20 protein-coding genes are annotated in these 17,142 nt (G+C 70.1%); 9 read left to right on the plus strand and 11 right to left on the minus strand.

Translation table 11 applies throughout. The features are described from left to right. The first annotated feature begins 5 nt into the window (after positions 1-5). On the plus strand, positions 6-707 hold the full coding sequence (locus Pdca_RS35050) for a DsbA family protein (RefSeq protein ID WP_174824350.1): 702 nt from the start codon (positions 6-8) through the stop codon (positions 705-707). Between the two features lie 344 nt (positions 708-1,051). Continuing rightward, complete coding sequence (locus Pdca_RS35055; protein ID WP_085915390.1) at positions 1,052-1,420, plus strand: DUF6790 family protein; 369 nt, start codon at positions 1,052-1,054, stop codon at positions 1,418-1,420. On the opposite strand, the gene nicT is transcribed toward Pdca_RS35055, so the two are convergent. Then, complete coding sequence (gene nicT, locus Pdca_RS35060; RefSeq protein WP_197720156.1) at positions 1,376-2,590, minus strand: Nickel transporter NicT; 1,215 nt, start codon at positions 2,588-2,590, stop codon at positions 1,376-1,378. The two genes, Pdca_RS35055 and nicT, sit on opposite strands and share 45 nt — an antisense overlap. A gap of 157 nt (positions 2,591-2,747) precedes the next feature. After that, positions 2,748-3,050, minus strand: a complete 303-nt coding sequence (locus Pdca_RS35065; RefSeq protein WP_232021784.1) for a DUF302 domain-containing protein — start codon at positions 3,048-3,050, stop codon at positions 2,748-2,750. 227 nt (positions 3,051-3,277) lie between these two features. On the opposite strand from Pdca_RS35065, the gene Pdca_RS35070 reads away from it, so the two are divergent. The 7 genes from Pdca_RS35070 to Pdca_RS35105 all read left to right on the plus strand — a co-directional run bounded on the left by Pdca_RS35070 (position 3,278) and on the right by Pdca_RS35105 (position 8,813). Next, positions 3,278-3,544 (plus strand): metal-sensitive transcriptional regulator, encoded by a 267-nt coding sequence (locus Pdca_RS35070; protein WP_085915392.1) that lies wholly within the window; start codon positions 3,278-3,280, stop codon positions 3,542-3,544. A 128-nt stretch (positions 3,545-3,672) separates the two neighbouring features. Continuing rightward, positions 3,673-5,070 carry an MBL fold metallo-hydrolase gene (locus Pdca_RS35075; protein ID WP_085915414.1) on the plus strand — a complete coding sequence of 466 codons (1,398 nt, stop codon included), beginning with the start codon at positions 3,673-3,675 and terminating at the stop codon, positions 5,068-5,070. Between the two features lie 114 nt (positions 5,071-5,184). Beyond that, positions 5,185-5,832, plus strand: a complete 648-nt coding sequence (locus tag Pdca_RS35085; RefSeq protein ID WP_085915415.1) for a rhodanese-like domain-containing protein — start codon at positions 5,185-5,187, stop codon at positions 5,830-5,832. Continuing rightward, positions 5,829-6,626: a sulfite exporter TauE/SafE family protein gene (locus Pdca_RS35090; RefSeq protein WP_307724065.1), complete on the plus strand. Its 798-nt coding sequence runs from the start codon at positions 5,829-5,831 to the stop codon at positions 6,624-6,626. Before Pdca_RS35085 ends, Pdca_RS35090 begins: the two co-directional genes overlap by 4 nt. 33 nt (positions 6,627-6,659) lie before the next feature. Next, a complete protein-coding gene (locus Pdca_RS35095; protein WP_085915393.1) occupies positions 6,660-6,974 on the plus strand; it encodes a rhodanese-like domain-containing protein in 315 nt (104 codons plus the stop codon). 97 nt (positions 6,975-7,071) lie between these two features. After that, positions 7,072-7,332: an SHOCT domain-containing protein gene (locus tag Pdca_RS35100; protein WP_307724066.1), complete on the plus strand. Its 261-nt coding sequence runs from the start codon at positions 7,072-7,074 to the stop codon at positions 7,330-7,332. A 188-nt stretch (positions 7,333-7,520) separates the two neighbouring features. Next, complete coding sequence (locus Pdca_RS35105) at positions 7,521-8,813, plus strand: multicopper oxidase family protein (RefSeq protein ID WP_243734798.1); 1,293 nt, start codon at positions 7,521-7,523, stop codon at positions 8,811-8,813. A 484-nt stretch (positions 8,814-9,297) separates the two neighbouring features. On the opposite strand, the gene Pdca_RS37710 is transcribed toward Pdca_RS35105, so the two are convergent. The 9 genes from Pdca_RS37710 to murJ form a co-directional block, all read right to left on the minus strand. Next, positions 9,298-9,423: a hypothetical protein gene (locus Pdca_RS37710; protein WP_269462876.1), complete on the minus strand. Its 126-nt coding sequence runs from the start codon at positions 9,421-9,423 to the stop codon at positions 9,298-9,300. Further along, positions 9,420-10,007 (minus strand): SAM-dependent methyltransferase, encoded by a 588-nt coding sequence (locus Pdca_RS38145; RefSeq protein ID WP_373865524.1) that lies wholly within the window; start codon positions 10,005-10,007, stop codon positions 9,420-9,422. Before Pdca_RS38145 ends, Pdca_RS37710 begins: the two co-directional genes overlap by 4 nt. Continuing rightward, positions 9,893-11,203: a lipopolysaccharide biosynthesis protein gene (locus Pdca_RS35950; protein ID WP_158092280.1), complete on the minus strand. Its 1,311-nt coding sequence runs from the start codon at positions 11,201-11,203 to the stop codon at positions 9,893-9,895. The genes Pdca_RS38145 and Pdca_RS35950 overlap by 115 nt, the downstream gene beginning before the upstream one ends. A 449-nt stretch (positions 11,204-11,652) precedes the next feature. After that, positions 11,653-12,327, minus strand: a complete 675-nt coding sequence (locus Pdca_RS35115) for a TlpA family protein disulfide reductase (protein WP_085915395.1) — start codon at positions 12,325-12,327, stop codon at positions 11,653-11,655. A gap of 1 nt (position 12,328) precedes the next feature. Then, positions 12,329-12,805, minus strand: a complete 477-nt coding sequence (locus Pdca_RS35120) for a TlpA family protein disulfide reductase (RefSeq protein WP_158092281.1) — start codon at positions 12,803-12,805, stop codon at positions 12,329-12,331. Continuing rightward, positions 12,802-13,197, minus strand: coding sequence for a hypothetical protein (locus tag Pdca_RS35125; RefSeq protein ID WP_125911743.1), 396 nt, complete (start codon positions 13,195-13,197; stop codon positions 12,802-12,804). The genes Pdca_RS35120 and Pdca_RS35125 overlap by 4 nt, the downstream gene beginning before the upstream one ends. A gap of 261 nt (positions 13,198-13,458) precedes the next feature. Further along, the gene (locus Pdca_RS35130; protein ID WP_166666059.1) at positions 13,459-14,796 is read right to left on the minus strand and encodes a sensor histidine kinase; all 1,338 of its coding nucleotides are present in this window, start codon (positions 14,794-14,796) and stop codon (positions 13,459-13,461) included. Then, entirely contained in the window at positions 14,793-15,539 is a 747-nt protein-coding gene (locus Pdca_RS35135) for a response regulator transcription factor (RefSeq protein WP_232021785.1), read from the minus strand. Before Pdca_RS35135 ends, Pdca_RS35130 begins: the two co-directional genes overlap by 4 nt. Then, positions 15,524-17,119: a murein biosynthesis integral membrane protein MurJ gene (gene murJ / locus Pdca_RS35140; RefSeq protein ID WP_158092282.1), complete on the minus strand. Its 1,596-nt coding sequence runs from the start codon at positions 17,117-17,119 to the stop codon at positions 15,524-15,526. The genes Pdca_RS35135 and murJ overlap by 16 nt, the downstream gene beginning before the upstream one ends. Positions 17,120-17,142: the final 23 nt, after the last annotated feature.

The following is a 17,142-nucleotide window of genomic DNA, read 5'->3' on the forward strand; positions in this document are numbered from 1 at the left end:
CTTCCATGTCACGCGCTACGCGCAACCGCACATCGTCATCCCACACGCCGCGTCGTCTGTCCAACACGACGCTGTCCCTGCTCATCGCCGGCCTGTTCGTCCTCGTCGTGGCCGCGTTGCTTGGCCTCACACGCCTCGGCAGCGATACCCCGGACAACAGCTCCGAAGCCGCAGCGGTCGCGGTCCGGGACAACAGCCACCGGCTGTCGACCGCGCCCGGCGCCACGGTGAACTTCGTGGAGTTCCTCGACTTCGAATGCGAGGCCTGCGGCGCGGTGTATCCGGCGATCGAACAGCTCCGCCAGCAGTACGGCGACCGCGTCAACTTCGTCATCCGCTACTTCCCCGGGACCGGCCACTTCAACGCCGAGCGTGCTGCCCGCGCGGTGGAGGCGGCCGCCCAGCAGGGCCGGCTCGAGGGGATGTATCGGCTGATGTTCGAGACCCAGGAGGAGTGGGGCGAACAGCAGGTCCCGATGGACGATCGCTTCCGCGGATACGCCGAGCAGCTCGGCCTCGACCTGGCGCGCTACGACGCGACCTATAACGACCCTGCGACTCGCGAACGTGTCCTCGCCGACCGCGAGGATGGCTTGGCCCTCGGTGTGCGGGGCACGCCGACGTTCTTGGTCAACGGCGAGCAGCTCAACCCGAAGTCCTACGACGATCTGACCCGTGCGCTCGACGACGCACTGGCGAAGAGCTGATCAACGATGACCGACATTGTTGACAGGCACCGGTCCTCCCGTGCCGCTCGGGCCGGTCTGGGCATCGCACGCGGCCATGGGAGTCGCAGTGGGGATCCTGAGGATGCTGGCATCGGCGAGTGGGTTGTCCGCCATCGTGTGATGAGGGCTGCCTGAACCGCCCCGGTGTGTCCGGAGAGCCTGGGGCGTCGTTCGTAATACTGCGTCCGCGGCCCGCAACGGTGCTCTTGTGATCGGCCTGTCTGCCTGTCGTGGCTTTTCGTTGTCGCGTTCGTGCTGGCGATCCTGGGGGTGCCGGCGCTGGGCACCGACGCTGGAATCCCGTTCGACGAGTTGGCGCTGCGTTGGGTGTTGTTCTTCGGCGCCGGGCAGGCATCGTCGGCGGGGCGGTCGCGCAAACGATCTTCGCTCGCGCCACGGCGAAAGGCTTCGGCTGGCAGACCAACGGCTTCCAGCGCGAGGTCGGCTTCGCCAGCACCGCGATCGGCCTGGGCGGGATCTATGCCTCCACCCAGGACGCACCGGCGGCCTGGATCGTGGGCGCGCAGGCCGGCGGCCTGTTTCTGCTCCTTGCCGCGGTCAACCACATCGTGGAGATCGTGCGTGATCACAACTACGCGCCCGCTATCACGGTCATCCTGGTCAGTGACCTCGGCGTCCCGATCTCTCTACTGGTCCTGCTGATCAGCACAGGCAGCCTCACCGCGGCCTGAGAACGCTGTGGCCTGCTCGAGCTGGTGCTGGTCGACGGTGTGGTCATGGCCTGGGCTCTGGCTGCCCGGGCTGGTGGCGGTGCTATAGCGCTCCTCGATTCGGCCGAACTTCCAGATCGCCAACGCGACGAGCCAGGTGAGCACGAACAGGGCGACCACGGTGTAGCCGACGTAGTTCAGGTCGAGGGTGCCGATGGCGGCCAGCGGACCGGTGTCGATGTCGAGCTTCTCCACGAGCAGCCCGATCAGCACGATCACGCCGACGACCAGTGCGACGATGACGGAGAGCACGGTGACGGTCAGGTTGTAGAAGACCTTCCGGACGGGTTTGAGGAATGCCCAGCCGTAGGCGCGGGCCATGAAGATGCCGTCGGCGGTGTCGAACAGGCTCATTCCGGCGGCGAAGAGTAGCGGCAGGACGAGGATCGCGTACCAGGGCAGGGTGAGCGCGGAGCCGGCGGCGAGCACGAGCAGGGCGACCTGGGTGGCGGTGTCGAAGCCCAGTCCCATGAGTAGCCCGACCGGGTACATGTGCCAGGGTTTGCTCACCCGGCGCATCACCCGGCCGAGCAGGCGGGCCAGGAAGCCGCGGTTGTGCAGCTGGCGCTCCAGCTCGGCCTCGTCGAGCCCGCCGGCGCGCATCTGGCGGAACACCCGGGCGATGCCGATCACAGCGAACAGGTTCATCAGCCCGATCAGGATTAGGAACACCCCGGCCACGATGGTGCCGATCAGCCCGAGGATCTGCTGGAGCTGGGAGTTCTCGTCCTGAACCGGCCCGACGAGCACGCTGACCCCCAGCGCCAGCAGCAGCGACAGCCCGAACACCACGCTGGAGTGGCCCAGCGAGAACCAGAAGCCGGTGCTGAGGCCGGGCTTGCCTTCGCCGACCAGCTTGCGGGTGGTGTTGTCGATCGCGGCGATGTGGTCGGCGTCAAAGGCATGGCGCACCCCGAGCAGGAACGCGGTGAATCCCAGTCCGACCCCGAACACCCCGGTGCTACCCAGCGCCAGGTTCTGCGGGGCGATCACCAGGACCAGCACCGCCCAGCCCACCACGTTGAGCAGCACGACGAACCCGACCATGCCGAGGATGGATAACTTGTCGGCCCGGTCCCATCGGGCGGCGCCGCGTGTGGCCGCGGCCGGAGCCGAGATCACGTCGCTCATGCGGCAACTATCCGCCATCAACCGGTTGTTGCATAGAGACGGCGGTAAGCCCGTTGTGCTGTGAAGCGTCGCCGGGGCGCTCGCCCTGCGCATGTCGGGACCGCCCGGGTGTCGTGGGGGCGCTGCGTGCGGATCTACTCAGCGATGGCGGTCTTGGTCATGCGAGTGAGTCGAGGGCCGTGCGGAGTCGCCTGCCGGCGTCGGCGGCGGTGTCGGCGAGTTCGGCTTGGTCGCCGGCGGCGATGCCGAGCAGGGAGCCGAGATCGACGGCCTGGACAACGGTGCGGCCCTCGCCGCGGCGCACGGTGACATTGCAGGGCAACAGCAGGCCGACCTCCGGGCTGGCCGAGAGCGCAGCGTGGGCGAGGCTCGGGTTGCAGGCACCGAGGATGGTGTAGTCGTCGACGTGCCCGCCGAGGTTTGCGGCCAGGGTGGCCTTGATGTCGATGGTGGTCAGCACTCCGAATCCCTGCTCGGCGAGGGCGGCGGTGACGGTGTCGATGGCCTGTTGGTGGCCGAGGTCGACCTCGACGGTGTGGGCGATCTGCAGCGCTGCTGGTTCCTTTCGTCAGGGACCCGGCGCGGGTGGCCGGGGTCACGCCGCTCCTGGAATACCCCCCGGGGTACGGTCGTTGTGCGGACGGCGAGCCCGCGGACCCACCGTGGGTGCCCGGAACGGAGTCGGCGATGCAGGTTCAGGCCAATGAACTCAGTGATGTGGTGAGCCGGCTGCGCCGTGTGGAGGGTCAGATCAGCGGGATCATCCGCATGATCGAGGACGGGCGTGAGTGCAAGGACGTGGTCACCCAGCTCGCCGCCGCCGCCCGGGCGCTGGACAAGGCCGGCTTCAAGATCATCGCGACCGGTCTGCGGCACTGCATGACCGAGAACGACGAGGGGGAGCGCGCGGTCGACGTGGCCGAGATGGAGCGACTGTTCCTGTCCCTGGCCTGAGCGCGCCGATCCGTCCGCTCCCGAGGGATTAGCGTCGGGAACCGGCGGGCACGCCACCACGGACTGCTGACCCAGAACGACGACCGATCACGCGGTAGTGAATACCCTACCGGGTAGGGAATCTGATGATCGACATTCGAACGATTGCGACGTCCGGCCTCGGCGACCGCAGCTACCTGATCACCGACGGCGAGGTGGCGGTGGTGATCGACCCGCAGCGTGACATCGACCGGGTTGTGGACCTGGCCGCTGACCTCGGCGTGCGGGTCACCCACGTCGCCGAGACCCACATCCACAACGACTACGTCACCGGCGGGCTCGACCTCGCGCAGCGCACCGGCGCGGCGTATCTGGTCAACGCCGCGGACGAGGTCGGTTTCGATCGCACTCCGATCGCCGACGGCGACGAAGTCTCGACCGGATCGATGCGGCTGCGCGCAATCGCCACGCCGGGACATACCCACCATCACCTGTCCTACGCCGTGCTCGACACCACCGCGGACGCAGGCGGCGAGGTGGTGGCGGTGTTCACCGGCGGATCGATGCTCTACGGCACCACCGGACGCACCGACCTCGTCTCCCCCGAGGACACCGTCGAGCTGACCCACGCCCAGTTCCATTCGGTGCGCCGGCTGGTCGCCGAGCTGCCCGCCGCGGCCGCGGTCTACCCCACCCACGGATTCGGCAGCTTCTGCGCGAGCACCCCGGCCAGCGGCGCCGACGGCTCCACCGTCGGACAGGAGGCCACCACCAACCCGGCACTGACCCAGGACGAGCAGGACTACGTCGACGCGCTGATCGCCGGGCTGGGGGCGTTCCCGACCTACTACGCCCGCATGGGGCCGGCGAACACGGCCGGTCCCGCTCCGGTCGACCTGTCGGCCCCGGAACCGGTCGACCCCGCCGAGCTGCGACGCCGCCTCGAGGCCGGCCAGTGGGTGATCGACCTGCGTGAGCGCACCGCGTTCGCCGCCGGTCACCTGCCCGGCTCGCTGGGCTACGAACTCTCGACACCATTCGTCACCTACTTCGGCTGGACGTTCGACTTCGACGCCGAGCTGACCCTGATCGGCGACGACCCGCAGCAGGTCGCCGACGCCCAACGCGAACTGGTCCGGATCGGCATCGACCGCTTCGCCGGCGCCGCGACCGGCCCGATCGAGTCCCTCGACGCCGGGCAGGGCCTGCGTTCCTACCCGGTCTCGGACTTCGCCGCCCTCGCCGCGGCCCGCGCACAGCATGGCCGGAGCGGGCTGTTCATCGTTGATGCCCGCCGCGACGAGGAACGCGCCGCCGGCGGAGTGCAGGGATCAGTGCACATTCCGCTGCACGAGCTGGCGGCCCGCCGCGACGAGGTCCCCGACGGCCAGGTGTGGGTCTACTGCGGCTCGGGCTATCGCGCCTCGATCGCCGCATCGATGCTCGACCGCCCCGGCCGCGACCTGGTCCTGATCAACGACGACTGGCCCCGGGCCGCCGAAGCCGGGCTGCCCATCACTGACCGGTCCGCCACCAGCGGCCGCTGACCCCGGACCAGCCGCCGCGCCCGGGCGCCCCCCGTGCCGGAACTCACCGGCCAGCTGGCCGTCGCCGCCGACGGGGCGATTCGCCTCGACGCAGAACGAGAGGACACCTTGCCCATGACCACGACCTCCACACCCGAGACCTCCCCCCACGGGGACACCGTCGACGCCGACACCGTCATCGCCTGGCACCAGGCCGCCGGGCGCGAGGGGACCGGTACACCGGTGGTCGTCGACGTCCGCAGCGCGGCCGAATACGGGACCTCCCACATCCGCGGCTCCTACCACGTGCCGCTGGCCACGCTGGCCGAGCACACCCGTGATCTCGCCGCCCACATCGCGGGCCCGGTGGTGCTGGTGTGCCAGTCCGGGGTGCGCGCCGAGCAGGCCCGGCGCTACCTCGCCGCCGCGGGTCTGGAGCGCGCCCACGTCCTCGACGGCGGCTTGCCCGCCTACACCGTCGCCGGCGGTGACATCGTGCGCGGCCGCCAGGTCTGGGCGCTGGAGCGCCAGGTCCGGCTCGTCGCCGGAGCTCTCGTGCTCGCCGGGCTGACCGCGGGGCGGCTCGTCTCGCCGAAGGCTCGGCTGCTGGCCGGCGGGATCGGCGCCGGGCTCACCTTCTCCGCGCTGAGCAACACCTGCGCCATGGGCGCCGCCCTGGCCCGGCTCCCGGCCAACCGCGACGTCACCGAGCCCGAGATCGGCCAGACCCTCGCCGGGCTGCGAGCCCGGCGACACGAACGCCCGCAGGACACGCAGCGGTGATCGTTCTCGCGGCGGGGTTCGGGCTACTCATCGGCGCCCTGCTCGGCCTCGTGGGCGGCGGTGGCGGCATCCTCGCCGTGCCCGCCCTCGTCTACGGGCTCGGGCTCCCCCTGGCCGAGGCGGTCCCGGCATCGCTGGTGGTGATCGGGCTGGCCTCAACGGTCGCGGTCGCCCCGCGAGCCCGCCGCGAGGTCAACTGGCGCCTCGCCGCGATCATCGGCGCCGCGGGCATCCCCACTGCTGTTATCGGTGGGATCGTCCACCAGCAACTCGACGGCCGATGGCTGATGCTGGTCTTCGCCGCGCTCATGGTCGCCGCCGGGCTGCGGATGCTGCGCGACACCGACGAGGCCGGCGGGGTATGTGAGCTTCCCGGCGGCGGCGTCGCCTGGCGCCACTGCCTGCCCCGCGCCGTCGCGACCGGGCTGCTGGTCGGGTTCCTGACCGGATTGCTCGGCGTCGGTGGCGGTTTCCTGCTCGTGCCCGCCCTCGTCGTCGCCCTCGGTCTACGGACCCCGAGTGCGGTGGCCACCTCGCTGGTCGTCATCGTCATCAACTCGATCGCCGCGCTGCTGCCCTACCTCACCGCCGCCAGCGCGGCCGGTACCGCAGGCGGGCTGGACTGGACCATCATCGCCCCGTTCGCCGCCGCCGCGATCCTCGCCTCGCTCCCGGCCGGCCGCCTCGCCCGCCGGTTGCCGGCGAGGACGCTGAGCCGCGGGTTCGCCACGCTGGTCCTACTCGTCGCCGCCGGCGTGACCGCCCAGACCGTCGTCGCCCTCGCCACCACCTGACCTGCAGCGAAACGACACGAAGGAGCACACCGTATGACCGTCCGTGAGATCTCCGTCGACGACCTCGCCGCCGCCCGCGACACCGGCGAGGCGACCGTGATCGACGTCCGTAACCCCGACGAGTACGCCGGGGGCCACATCCCCGGCGCCCGCCTGATTCCGTTGCCCGAACTCGGTGACCGCCTCGCCGAGGTCCCCACCGACCGTCCGGTGCACCTGGTGTGCCAGTCCGGCGGTCGCAGCGCCCAAGGCGCCGAACTGCTCACCGCGGCCGGACTCGACGCGGTATCGGTCACCGGCGGCACCCAGGGCTGGATCGCCTCCGGGCACCCCACCACCACCGGATAGCGCGCCACCCCACCGGGTAGCCGAGCCGGATCACTGCACTGCACGAGAGCGACATCCGACGCCCCCTGCACCGAGGGGGGCGCCGGGCGAGGAGGTCATGACGATGATGGGTGGATCGATGATGGGCTGGGCCTGGGTATGGCCGGTCCTGGTGCTGATCGGGCTGATACTGCTGGGCTATGTCGTGTTCCGGCTCGCCCAGAGCCGCGCACGTGCCGGCGCGGCACCGGGCGAGGGAACCCGGTCGGCGGGACCGCCGCAGGCTCGCCCGTCGGCGCGACAGATCCTCGACGAGCGCTACGCCCGCGGCGAGATCGACGAGGACGAGTACCACCACCGCCGCGACGAGCTGGCATGAGCGCGGCGACCTCGATCAGCCGACGCCGCGCGCTGGGACTGGCAGGGCTCGGCGCCGCCGCCGTTGCGGCCGGTGCCACCGGCTGGCTCGGCGGATTCTCCGGTGCCGGGACCGGCCGGCTACGGCTCCCCGCCGGGGAACCGTTGCAGGACCCAGCCGTAGCGCCCAGCCGCAGCGGGCGACTCGCGGTGGAACTCACCGCCGCCCCGGGGGCGAGACTGGGCGGGCAGGACACCGCCGCGCTCGGCTACAACGGCTCCACGCCCGGCCCGACGCTGCGGGTCCGTCCCGGCGACGAACTCGCCGTGCGGCTGACCAACCGGCTCGACCAGCCCACCAACCTGCACACCCACGGCCTGCGGGTGTCCCCGCAGGCCAACAGCGACAACCCGTTTGTGCGGGTCGACCCCGGCACCTCGTTCGACTACCTGTACCGGATCCCGCCCGATCACCCCGCGGGGACGTTCTGGTATCACCCGCATCACCATGGCGTAGTCGCCGACCAGGTCTTCGCTGGCTTGGCAGGGGTCCTGCTGGTCGACCCGCATCCCGGGCCAGGCGCCCCAGAGCCGGCGGTCTCCACGGACCGGGTGCTGCTGATCACCGACACCACCCTCGACAGCGGCGGACAGATCGTGGACCCGACTGCCATGGACCGGGCCATGGGCCGCCAGGGCGAAATGGTGCTGGTTAACGGCCAGTACCAGCCCACCATCCCCGCCACCCCCGGCGCGACCCAACGCTGGCGGGTCATCAACGGCTGCGTGTCGCGGGCGCTGGCGATCGGCCTGCAAGACCACCAACTCGGGCTCATCGCCTACGACGGCACGTTCCTTCCCGCACCCGCAACCCGCGACCGGGTCGTGCTCGCGCCCGGAAACCGCGCCGACGTCGTTGTCCGTCCCGGCGCCGCCGGGCCCTACGCCCTGCGCACCGACCCGGTCGAGCGCGGCGGCATGGGCGGTATGATGGGCGGCGGCACCGCGACCAGCGGGCCCACGACTCTGGCCACCATGATCGCCGCCGGGACACCGGTCACCGCGCCCCCGCTGCCGGCGGCTCTCCCCGCTGAAACCCCCGCCGCCGGCGGCGCATCCGCTCAGCGGCAGATCACCTTCCAGATGGGCATGGGTGGCATGGCCGCCGCAAGCGGGATGTCGTTCACAGTCGACGGCCGCACCTTCGACCCGCAGCGAGACGACCAAACCGTCGAGCTCGGCGCCATCGAGGACTGGCTCGTCACGAACCCGAGCCCACTAGCGCACCCCTTCCACCTGCACGTATGGCCATTCACCGTGCTCGCCACCAGCGACGGCACCCCACCACTCGGGGTCCCCCAAGACGTCGTACTGGTCCCTGCACAAGGCTGGGCACGGATCCGGATCCCGTTCACCACCCACCCCGGCCGCAGCGTCTACCACTGCCACATCCTCGACCACGAAGACGCCGGCATGATGGCCACGATCAACGTCCGGGCTTGAGGAGCGCGGCGCACCAGTGTCATATCCAGCGGTCGGCGGCGGTGGCGGTACTGCGCCTGAGTCTGCGTCTCGTGATCGGTCGTTGCGGCACGGCGCCACCACTATCGCGCCCCGGCGCCCCAGCGCCGTCGGACCGCTGCCCACGCACGAACTCATCCCTCGAAACGATCAGTGCCGGCATGGGTCGCTTCTCGACACCTGTCGACCGGCGGCCCGTGAGCCCGCTGCGGTACGACGGTATAAGGACAGCGCTCCTGCACCACGAGGGTGGCGTGGATGCTCCGGTTGCGGCGAATTGGCGACCGGCAACTGCTGCCTCTCCCCGGAGCGCTCGGCCGCCGTGATGGTTCCTGGAGGGGTGAGAACAGGCCGTGTCTCGGTGGCGCCGCGTGCGCTGCCAGGGGTCAGGGATCGAGCCGTGTGCTTCGAGCGGTCACGGGCTGGCCCTGGGGCCAGCGACAGTGCGGTCGGTGGGGTCACCGCGTCATCGGTGCCGCCGGGGATGGGGTCCGTTGGTCGTGATGGGGGTGTCGTGAACAAGGTGGCCGGCGAAGCCGAGGGCTTCCTCGATCAGGGCCACCAGGTGGGTGCTGGTCAACCGGTAGATCATGCGTCGGTCCTCCCGGTGGGTGCGGACCAGGCCCACCATGCGGAGCCGAGCGGGGCCAGGTCGACCGGCGCGTCCCCGCGGTTGAACCGGGTCTGGGGCACGTCAATCTCCGAGATATCGACGGCCACCAACTCCTCACACAGTGCTGCCAGTGATTCGGTGAAGAGGCCTTCGGCGCACCCGACCTCAAGACCTCGAGTGACGTGTCGGTCGCCGAGTACTCGGATGATGTCGGCGTACTTCTGCTGCTCGTAGGCATTCGTTTGCTCGATCGTAGGGGTCGATGCCCGAGCTGAACAGGGACTGTTGCATCGACTTACTCCAGCTGGGTTGCCATAGCCACGACCATTCGGCAAACCGTGCGGTGAGCTCCGGCCGGCGTCGCAGCGTCGCAGCGGCGAGGCTGCGTAGCGGTGCAGTTGCCAGATCGGTGCTCCGGTTGATCGCGCGTCGGATGGCCTGACGTAGGTTAGGCATCGAGCTTTCCTTTCGGCACCTGCTGGGGTGCGATCGCGCGCACCCGGGCAGGTTGGGTGCTGAGCAGCGTCGCCGCGGCGACGATATGGACGCCGACGAAGACCCAAGCCGCACTGAGCGCGACATTTCCAGCGACGGTCGGTACGACCGCCAATGAGGCAAGGGTCGTCGCGGCCACAGCAATGTGTGGGCGGGCGAATCCTGTCGCATCCCCGATTGCCTGGCGGACGCCGAGGACATGGACGACGATCAACCGCGCCGCTGCACCGGCGAGCAGAATGCGCAGCGCGCTTGTTAGCTCGACGTACTGTGGCCCGAAGATTCCGAGCAAGGGGCCGGCGAACACGGCTCCGATAGCCAACGCAGGAAGAAAGAGCGCGAGAAGACGACGGAGGGCGCGACGTGCCTGCGTCACAATGCGGCCGGGATTTCTGGCAACGGTGCTCGAGAGCGAGCTGACGAAGTAGGTGGCCACGATGTCGATGACCGCGACGGCCTGCCAGACGATGAAGAACCGGCCGCCGACGTCCGGGCCGAACCGGAAGGTGATCAGTAGCGGGACTTGGTGGTAGAGCAACGCCAGGGCGAGCGAGCCGACCCAGGTGGGGCCGAGGAATCCCACGACCTCGCGGCGTGCGGGGAGGTTCGAGCTCTCTGCTGCGGCACGTCCGTGTCGTACCGTCACGACGACCGCGGCGATTCCGAACACGACAGCGCAGGCCACGATCGGACCCACCCAGGCCCACAGCAGGGCCGTAGCGTCGGCGCCGGCGCCAAGCAGCAGCAGGATGGTGATTCGGCTGCTTCCGAGCAGGAGGTTGCGCGCAACGGACCACCAGGGCTTGTCCACTGCAACCATGATGAAGTCGAGCAGATGCAGGGTACTCCAGCCGACGGCGGCCAGAACGAACACGGCCACGGCGGGCGCTCCACCACCGGCGGCCTGGCGGATCACCTCGGTGCCGGGCAACAGAAGGTAGAGCGGCGCCACAATGGCCGTTGCGATGGTTGCGCCCAGCAGGCTACGACCGACCAAGGCCGCAACGCGGCGCCCACCGGTCGGCACCCAGCGCATGAGCGCGACACCTAGATTGAATTCGGTCAAGCCCGCCACCAGCAGGAATCCTGAAACGAACGCCGAGACTTCTCCCACGGCGGTCGGCGAGACGAACCGGGCTGCGAGTACCCAGCTCAACATCCCCGCGCCAGCGCTAAGCGCCGCGCTGATCGACAGCGCCAGCCCATTGGTCCAGGAACGGTCTGGTCTGGAGGTGCCATCGGCATCCGACGCTAGTCGTGGCATCGGTGCACTCCGCCACACCTCGCCGGTCGACGGTGTCGCCGCTCGGCGAACCGATGTTCTCGGCCAACATGTGCGGCTCGGTCCGGCGCCCGGCTATCGGCCACGTACCTTCTGCGGACGGGATGAGGGAGCCTGCGTGTGGCTCTTCGGCGGAGCTGGACGGCAGTCACGTGTCTGCGTCGCTCACGTGCGAGAAGGCCTGCTGACGCCGGCCGTAGGCATCGGGCTTCAAAGGCCGACTGCGATGAGCGCGGATATAGCTGCGGCGCGCGGGCGCAGGGCCGTCATCGTCCGCGGGGTTGGTTGTGTACAAGATCCCTCCGCGTGATGGGAAACCAAATCGGCGATTGCGCGCGTGGTAGAACCGTGTTCCATTCGCCACGGTTGCTGCTGTCCGGTCGATGAACCACTCCGACGCGTCTGGTGACGATCCGTAATAATGCGGCCGCTTACGGCTCTGCCAGGTATCGCTGTACTGTCCGGGCCACTTCGCCGGGGTCGGTGAAGACCATCGGCGAGGCCACTCGGCGTATTGATCCGTCGGGTCGCAGGACGTAACTGGCTGGGATGGCATTGGGCACCTGGAGGGCCGCCCACAGCGTGCCGCGCGTGTCGACGACCGAGGGGTAGCGGGTGTCGAGATCGGCGAGCAGGCCCAGGGCCGAGGTGGCGTCGTCGCGTACATCGATGCCTACCACGGGCACCGCGTCGGGCAGCTCGGCGTAGGCGTTGAGCACCGGGATCTCCTCGCGGCAGGGCGTGCACCAGGACGCCCACACGTTGAGGAGCGCCGGTCGCCCCGCCAGCGCAGCGGCCAGGTCGACCGTGCCGGGAGCACCGAGACACGGGACCGTGATGCCGGCCAGCGGCCCCCCGGGCGGTGGCCCGACGCCCCCTGGCGTCGGACATGGCGCCAGGTCCGCGCGGGAGCGTAGCGGAGCCAGCTCGGCGTCGGGCGGCATCGCAATGAACGGCTTTTCGCCCGTCACCCGCCACGGCGACGTCTGCGGGTCGTCGGACGCGGAATCGTTGTCCTGCGGCCACAACGCCACGATCCCGACGATTGCCAGCACGACGACGACAATCGTCCACAGTAGCTCCGAGCGCGCGCCGGTCCGCAGCATCTCAGCTCCCGAAACCCAGTGGCGCCCCGGAAGGGGGCTGCACCGGCACCGCTGTCCGCTGCTGTGGGCGCTGGCCGGCGAGTACCGCACGGGCCGGCCGCGGGTAGGTCGTCGGTCCGGCAGTATTCGCGACGACGGTGCCGGCCGGATCGAGCACGAAGGTCTCCGGCACGCCGAAGATCCCGCTGTCGCGGGTGGCGCGCGGGCTGGGGACAGTCACATAGCGGTAGTCGTCCCCGCCGCGCCGCCTCGCATCCAGGAAGGCCACTACCGAGTCCGGGCCGTCCTGGTAGCCGATTCCGACGAGCATGACCCCGGCGTCGCGGTCCTGTTCGGCCACGGTGACCGACGCGGAGTGCTCCCCCTCCCGACAGGCGACGCACCACGAGGCCCAGAAGCTGACGGCGACGACACGACCGCCGCCGCCCAGCTCGCTGTGAGAAGGTGTGCCGTCTTTCTCGATGTCGAGCAGCGTCACCGTTGGTCCCGACCGGCCAGCACGGGCATGGCTCCGGCCTCGCACGGCGCGCCGCGTGCGAGCACGTGAAACGTGCTAGACCGGTGTCCCCCCGACCGGCGGACACGCATGATCGGTCGTCCCGCGCGCAGCGCGGCCAGCGCTTGCTCCACCCGGTCGAGTACGGCCGTCCTGGTCCGATCATCGGTGCCGACAGGTTCGATCGTCACCGTTCCGAGGAACTCGGACGCCGAGCCGTACCACTCGTCCGCCCAGCTCACGACGAGCCGCGGGTTGTGTCCGGTCCGCTCCTCGCCGATTGTCCGGTGGTCGAACCCGAGCATCGCCAGGATGGGGTCGTCGATGAGCGTGTCGATGATCTGCTGGTGCACGGTCTGGGGAGAAGTCGTCACTCCGCGTCTCCGGGTAGTTGTTCCGCAGCGGCTGCTCCGCCACCCTCGGCACCGGAGGCTAGGAGGCGTCGTGCAGAGGAAGTGCAACAGAAGTTAAGGCGACGGTAAAAATTGTCGGGTGGTCGCGAGTGAGTGCGCCGTACCCGGTTGTTCTCGGTAACGTCACGGTTCGATGGGCGATAGTTGTGCCATGAACCCGTCGCCGAGTCCCGCCCCAGACCGCGGCGGGTCCGGAGGATTAGGGAGCTGGCGTGCGCATCCTCAGTGGCCCGGTCGGCCGGTCGATCGCATTGCTGGCGGGGCTGAGGGGTCTTCCGAGCCCTCGGCAGAACCGGCCCTGGACCGGCTCGGTAGCAGCAGGGTCACCGGCGACGAGGTTGTGCCGACGGTGAGCCGCCCGCCCTCGCTCTCGGCGAGGCGGCGTGCCAGTGGCAGACCCATGCCGCGTCCGACGTCCCGATTCGTGAGGGCGGAGCTCGGGACCCCGGGGCCCTGGTCGCCGACGTCGATCGCGATCGCGTTCTCGCCGACCTCACGAGCGGAGATCGACACATCCCCGGCTCCGTGCAGGAGCGCGTTATCGAGCAAGACACCGAGGATCTGCCGGACGGCGGCAGACGAGGCGTCCGGCTCGGGCAGGGAGCCCGGTAGCAGGGAGGAGAACGAGCGGCCGTCCCGCGTCAGGCGCGGGCGCCACTCGTCGTCGAACTCGGAGAACAGGCGTGGGAGGTCGGCCGGCGCCGAGGTCGTCTGCCGTTCGCGCGCCAGGGCGAGGAGCTCGTCGATCGTCCGCTCGAGCCGGTCGATCGACCCCAGCCCGTACTCGATCTGCGGTCTCGTCATGGGCTCCGCCGCGTCGAGTGCGGACTCCAGTCGCAGCCGCAGACCCGTGAGCGGGGTTCGGAGTTGATGGGAGGCCTCCGCCGAGAACGCGCGTTCGCGGGCGAGGAGGTCGTCGAGCCGGCATGCGGTACGGCTCAGGGCTCCGCTCACCCGGTCGGTCTCCGCGATGCCGCTGCGCTTCGGGCGGATGCCGAAGTCCCCGTCGCCCAACCGGTCCGCGTCGTCGACCAGTCGGTCGAGAGGTCGGGACAGGCGCAGCGCCAGGCGGCGAGCGAGCAGCCATGTCGACACCAGCACGACCGCGGCCAGAGCCGCCATCCCCAGCCAGATCGGCATCACGGATGCGTAGACCTGTGACGAGGGCGCGGTGGCGCGGACAACACCGACGATGTCGTGTAGGCCGCTGACCGGGACGGCCACGACAAGGTCGTCGGCAGGCGGCAGCCCGGTGCGCCCACCGAGGACGTAGTCCACCGCGGCGTCACCCTCCGAGGGGCCTGCTCCGAGGAGCAGTGCGCCGTCGGCGTCGTAGAGCGCCACGGCAGCGTCACTGGGGCCGTCCGGAAGCGCGCGCGGCACGCGGTCATGGGCCATGTCGCTCTGCACGCTGCGCGCCGCGAACCCGGCCAGCCGCTGCAGGGACGAGTGTTCCTCGGAAACAGCGAACTCGGCCAGGCCGATGGCCAGAGGTATCCCGAACAGCGCGACGGCGAACGTCGCGGTGATCAGGGCCAGTCCCACGACCCGCGACCTCATCGATCCGTCCCTTCGCCGCCGTTCGGTGGCCACTCCAGGCGGTAGCCATGTCCCCGCAGGGTCGTGATGCGGGGTGCCCGGTGTGCGGAGAAGGACGCCAGGAGCCTGCGCAGATTGCCGACGTGGACGTCGAGTGTCTTGGTCGGGCCGATCCAGTGCTCGTCCCACACGTCCGACATGAGTTGGTCACGGCTCAGCGCCGTGCCGGGTTCCCTCGCCATGCGAGCGAGCAGGTCGAACTCCTTGTTCCGCAGCTCGACACCGGTGTGCCCGATCGACACGCGCCGACCGCTGAGGTCGATCCGCAGGTCACCGAGTTCGATGACCTGGGTCGTGCCCTTCGGTTCCGACCGGCGAAGGTGCGCGCGGACCCGGGCCAGGAGTTCTGCGAGACGGACGGGTTTGGTCAGGTAGTCGTCGGCGCCGGCTTCCAGACCGACGATCACGTCCATCTCCGCGGTTCGGGCGGTGAGGATGACGATGATCGCCTCGGGGAGGACCGTCCGCATCCGGCGGCACACCTCGGTCCCGTCGATATCGGGCAGGCCAAGGTCGAGCAGGATCAGGTCGAAGGGAACCTCGGCCACCGCCCTCAGCGCCGTCGCGCCGTCGGTGCGCCACACGGTGTCGAAGCCGTGGCTCCGCAGGTTGATCTGCAGGAGGTCTCCGATCGTATGGTCGTCCTCCACCACAAGCACCCGTACCGACACGGCATTGGCTCGCACGTTCACGGCGTTGTCCACGGACGGCCCTTCGATAGGTGACCTGCCGCGACGATGAAGACAGCGACGTAGACTCCGACGGCCCCGACGAGGACGAGCGCGGAATGCCACAGGTCGGTGGCCGGGCCGACGCCACTGACCGCGACAACGGCACCTGCCCCGAGCGCCGCGGTCGCCGCAGCGAGAGCCGGTCGGAGCAGCGCTCCGGCGGCTCCTCGGAGCGGTCGCCGTCCCGTGGTTCGCACGATGAGCCGGGCGGTGCAGACCAGCCCGACCGTGTAGGCGAGCGAGAAGGCCGCGCCCAGCCCCACCACGACGTACCCGGCGGGCAGCAGAAGCGATGCCAGCACGGCCAGCAGCGACTGGATCAGGGCGATCACGATCTGCACCATTGCCGGGCCCCGGGTGTTCTCCCACGCGTGCAGGGTCCGGACCAGTACGAACTGGAACGAGTAGATCACGACGGCCGGTGCGAAGGTCGCCAGCACCAGGCCCATGAACCACGTGTCGGGCCCCGGGTTGCCGGGGAACAGCAGTCGAGTGATCAGCGGCGCGGTGATCAGCAGTGCGCACGCCACGGGCAGGAGCAGCCGACCCGACCGCACCAGGGCCTCCGTTGCCGCACGGGCAACGCGGTCGACGTCGTGCTCGACGGCTGCGCGGGCCATGCGCGGGAAGGCTGCCGTGACGACGGAGACCGCGATGATCGCGTGCGGGACCAACATGATCATGTTAGCGTTGGTGTACTGCGCCAGGCCGGCCGCGTGGTCGGCGGTGTCTGCGGCCGCGCCGGCCGCATTCGCGACGATCGCGGTGATCGAGTACGCGATCTGGTTGGCGGCGACGAACAGGACGGTCCAGCCGGCGAGCCGCAGGGAACGGCCGATTCCCGCCGCCCGGAGGTCTCTGCGGGGCCGGACGCGAACACCTGCCGCGCGCAGCGCCGGCAGGAGGACCAGGACCTGGACCAGTACGCCGGCGGTGGCGCCGCCGGCGATGGCGAGGACCTCGCCGGGCGATACCGTCTCCGCGGCGTTCGCGTCCGGCCCAGTGGCGATCCCACCCAGGAACAGGAACGGGACCGCGGCGGCGATCCCGACGACGTTGTTCGCGACCGGGGCCCACATCATCGGCCCGGGCCGGTCCCGGGCCAGGAGCACCTGACTGAGCACCGCGAAGATCCCGTAAAGCGGAATCTGCGGCAGGCACCACGCCAGGAACGCGGCGAGGAGAGCGGTGTCCCGCGGCGGCCAGGCGCCGCCCGTGTAGAGACGGGCGATCCACGGGGCCAGCAGCACCCCGATGACCGTCGCAGGGAGCAGGACGAGCAGGGCAACGCTGAGAAGGCGGCCGGCGAACGCGTCACCCTCCTGCCGCCCGTTCGCGGCGGCCCGGATCAGCTGCGGGACGAACACGCTGCTGATCGCACCGCCGGCCAGCAGGGTGTAGACGATCGAGGGGAGCGTGTTGGCCAGGGTCAGCGCGTTGCCCACCACGTGGAGCCCGAAGGCCGCGGCCCAGACCGACGCACGGATGAAACCCAGGACCCGGGACAGGGCGGTGGCGACCGCGAGCCCCGACACCCGAGCCCCGCGGGTCACAGCCCCACCTGGCCTCGCGACGG

The organism is Pseudonocardia autotrophica, from assembly GCF_003945385.1.
In the GTDB taxonomy this organism is placed as follows: domain Bacteria; phylum Actinomycetota; class Actinomycetes; order Mycobacteriales; family Pseudonocardiaceae; genus Pseudonocardia; species Pseudonocardia autotrophica.

Coding starts and splice junctions, on each gene's coding strand:
- Pdca_RS35050 (WP_174824350.1), top strand. CDS start 6: ATGTCACGCGCTACGCGCAACCGCACATCGTCATCCCACACGCCGCGT.
- nicT (WP_197720156.1), bottom strand. CDS start 2,590: ATGAGCGACGTGATCTCGGCTCCGGCCGCGGCCACACGCGGCGCCGCC.
- Pdca_RS35070 (WP_085915392.1), top strand. CDS start 3,278: ATGCAGGTTCAGGCCAATGAACTCAGTGATGTGGTGAGCCGGCTGCGC.
- Pdca_RS35085 (WP_085915415.1), top strand. CDS start 5,185: ATGACCACGACCTCCACACCCGAGACCTCCCCCCACGGGGACACCGTC.
- Pdca_RS35095 (WP_085915393.1), top strand. CDS start 6,660: ATGACCGTCCGTGAGATCTCCGTCGACGACCTCGCCGCCGCCCGCGAC.
- Pdca_RS35100 (WP_307724066.1), top strand. CDS start 7,072: ATGACGATGATGGGTGGATCGATGATGGGCTGGGCCTGGGTATGGCCG.
- Pdca_RS37710 (WP_269462876.1), bottom strand. CDS start 9,423: ATGATCTACCGGTTGACCAGCACCCACCTGGTGGCCCTGATCGAGGAA.
- Pdca_RS35950 (WP_158092280.1), bottom strand. CDS start 11,203: ATGCCACGACTAGCGTCGGATGCCGATGGCACCTCCAGACCAGACCGT.
- Pdca_RS35115 (WP_085915395.1), bottom strand. CDS start 12,327: ATGCTGCGGACCGGCGCGCGCTCGGAGCTACTGTGGACGATTGTCGTC.
- Pdca_RS35130 (WP_166666059.1), bottom strand. CDS start 14,796: ATGAGGTCGCGGGTCGTGGGACTGGCCCTGATCACCGCGACGTTCGCC.